The organism is Mesobacillus sp., assembly GCF_049588175.1.
In the GTDB taxonomy this organism is placed as follows: domain Bacteria; phylum Bacillota; class Bacilli; order Bacillales; family Cytobacillaceae; genus Mesobacillus.
In genome coordinates, this window is record NZ_JBAVFI010000693.1 from 1 (window position 1) to 2,199 (window position 2,199).

General features: G+C 41.5%; 3 protein-coding genes. All 3 read right to left on the reverse strand.

Annotated elements, in window-relative coordinates:
* Nucleotides 1-1,406, reverse strand: a 1,406-nt coding sequence (locus WB217_RS16835; protein WP_423994436.1) for an ABC transporter ATP-binding protein, incomplete at its 3' end; no start/stop codon positions are given.
* On the reverse strand, nucleotides 1,382-1,867 hold the full coding sequence (locus WB217_RS16840; protein WP_423994438.1) for a signal peptidase I: 486 nt from the start codon (nucleotides 1,865-1,867) through the stop codon (nucleotides 1,382-1,384). The genes WB217_RS16835 and WB217_RS16840, both read right to left, overlap by 25 nt.
* A complete protein-coding gene (locus WB217_RS16845) occupies nucleotides 1,857-2,117 on the reverse strand; it encodes a PqqD family protein (RefSeq protein ID WP_423994437.1) in 261 nt (86 codons plus the stop codon). Before WB217_RS16845 ends, WB217_RS16840 begins: the two co-directional genes overlap by 11 nt.
* Nucleotides 2,118-2,199: the final 82 nt, after the last annotated feature.

Genomic DNA, 2,199 nt, shown 5'->3' on the forward strand with positions numbered 1-2,199 from the left:
ATGCATGCCTTCTTAGCCGCTTCAATCATTTCTGGCTCGGTAATCCCTGGCCGTGCCATCAAAAGATTGTCGCGGATGCTTCCAGCAAACAGGAAGGTTTCCTGAGGAACATGGGCAATCGAGCTTCTTAATTCTGATAGCGTCATTTCATCGGTTGACAATCCATCTATTAAACTCTCTCCTGCTTGCGGCTGATAGAAACCTTGCAGCAGATTGAACAATGTCGTTTTCCCTGCTCCACTCGGACCTACCAGGGCAACCATTTTACCAGGAGGTATTTGCAGATTCAGGTTAGAAAAAATCAATTTATTTTCATCGTAACTAAAGGTGATATCCTTGAATTCAATCGATTTTACATTAGCTTTTACAGGCGTGTAGTCTTGCAGTTCAACAGATGCCAAAGGCTTTTCGACCAAATCAATAATTCTTTCAATTGCGGTAATCGCTCTTTGAAAGCCGGCCCACTGCCCCGCGAGACCAGTCAAAGGGTTGACAAGATAACCTACTAAATTTGTAAAAATTAGCAAGGAACCGATTGTCATTTCTTTTTCATAGACAAAATACGCACCAAGCGAAAGACATGTCAGAAAAACTACAGAACTGATTAGATATCCGCCTGAATAATACCAGCCCTGAAGCTTGGCGTTTTCCAGCTCCAATTTAAAATAGTCATCATTTTGGCGGGAGAATTTTTCATAAATCTTCTTTTCGAGCGTGAAGGAGCGGATGACTTGAATGCCCTGGAATGTCTCATTTAAAGTATTGTTAATATCCGCGATTAAACTGTGAAGCTTCCGGCCATTACGCTTCAAAAGCAAGCCAAAACCAGCCCCAGCAACAATCGCAACTGGCGCAATCAGAACGCTGATCATACACAAAACCCAATTAATTTGAAATAGATAGATGAGGACCGCAATATAGGTGACTGGCAGACGGATTAAACTAATCAAACTGCTTCCCGTAACTCCATCGATACTATGAATATCATTGGTGAAATACGAAAGAAGGTCGCCAGAACGAATGTTAGAGGCATCGCCTGCTCTCAGGCGGAGAATATGCTTGAATAAATGCTCTTTCAAATCCTTTTTCAGGCCGTTGGAAGCAATCGTTTCAAAATAAATATCACAGAAATTCGAAAGGATATTGAGGATCGTGAGGCCAATTCCAATCGGAATCAGTTTTTTCAGTTCAGTGAAATCCCCGCGAATCGCCGCATCGGTAATATTCCCAAAAAACCAGGCAAACGCCAGGGTAAAAAAGATATCAAACCCTAATAAAAAAAGGAGTACCGAATAAGCCTTCGAATGCTTAAGAAAAAATGGTTTCAGCATCGAAAAGGTCTTGCGGATATCCTTCATTGAAAAATACTGGTTTGCTGTGGTTAAAAGCTGGTCAATTTTCGCCATAGGGTGCTCCATAAATTATGATTTTTCAAGTTCAAATACCTTCTTACCATCCCCGACAAGAATGGCAAAGACAGGATGAGCTTTCCCCAGAGTTTCGCTATGGAGCGCTCAATAGATAATTCCCGAACTTTCTTTTTAATAGAAGAAAGTTTTCCAATCATCTGACCTTCCTTAACAGGAGCGTCGCATCCTAGATTGGAATCCCCTTTTAAAATATAGTGGAGGCTGCCATCAATCATTTGCCTATGTAAAACTCGATGGGCAATCAGCTGACCGTGTTCTGTATGGAATAAAACAATGTCTCCTTTTACCAAAGAGTCAGGGCTGCATGGGCTGAACCTGCACACATCTCCTCTTTGGATCAAAGGAAACATACTATCCCCTTGTGCAGGCAACTCAAGAAATCCATCCTTTTCAACAGCACTTTTCAAAAAACGGATCGTTGCCTGGTCAAATAGCATGGTCAATCAGCCCACACTTCATTAAATCGGATAAAAACTTATCAATAGAAGTTTTTTCACAATTTGAACCATATTCATGGTCAATCGCCTCGCTGAGAGAATCAACTGTCTGAGCTTCACGAAGCTTCAGCCAACAAAAGCCGCCAAGATCATTAAGTCTCGTGACCGTAAACTGATCAGTATCCAGAATGATCCACTCATCCTCAATATGGGTCGCCTCAAAGCTATTTTTTTGTATAAAATGGACCATTATGAAATCAGCTCCCAAAATGTAGGATCTTTACGGAAATGCAGTTCATATGCCGGGACCTTTTCCACCAATGTTCGCAATA

Excerpts from the sequence above, each read along its gene's own strand:
- WB217_RS16840 (WP_423994438.1), bottom strand. The coding sequence starts at position 1,867 with ATGCTATTTGACCAGGCAACGATCCGTTTTTTGAAAAGTGCTGTTGAA.
- WB217_RS16845 (WP_423994437.1), bottom strand. The coding sequence starts at position 2,117 with ATGGTCCATTTTATACAAAAAAATAGCTTTGAGGCGACCCATATTGAG.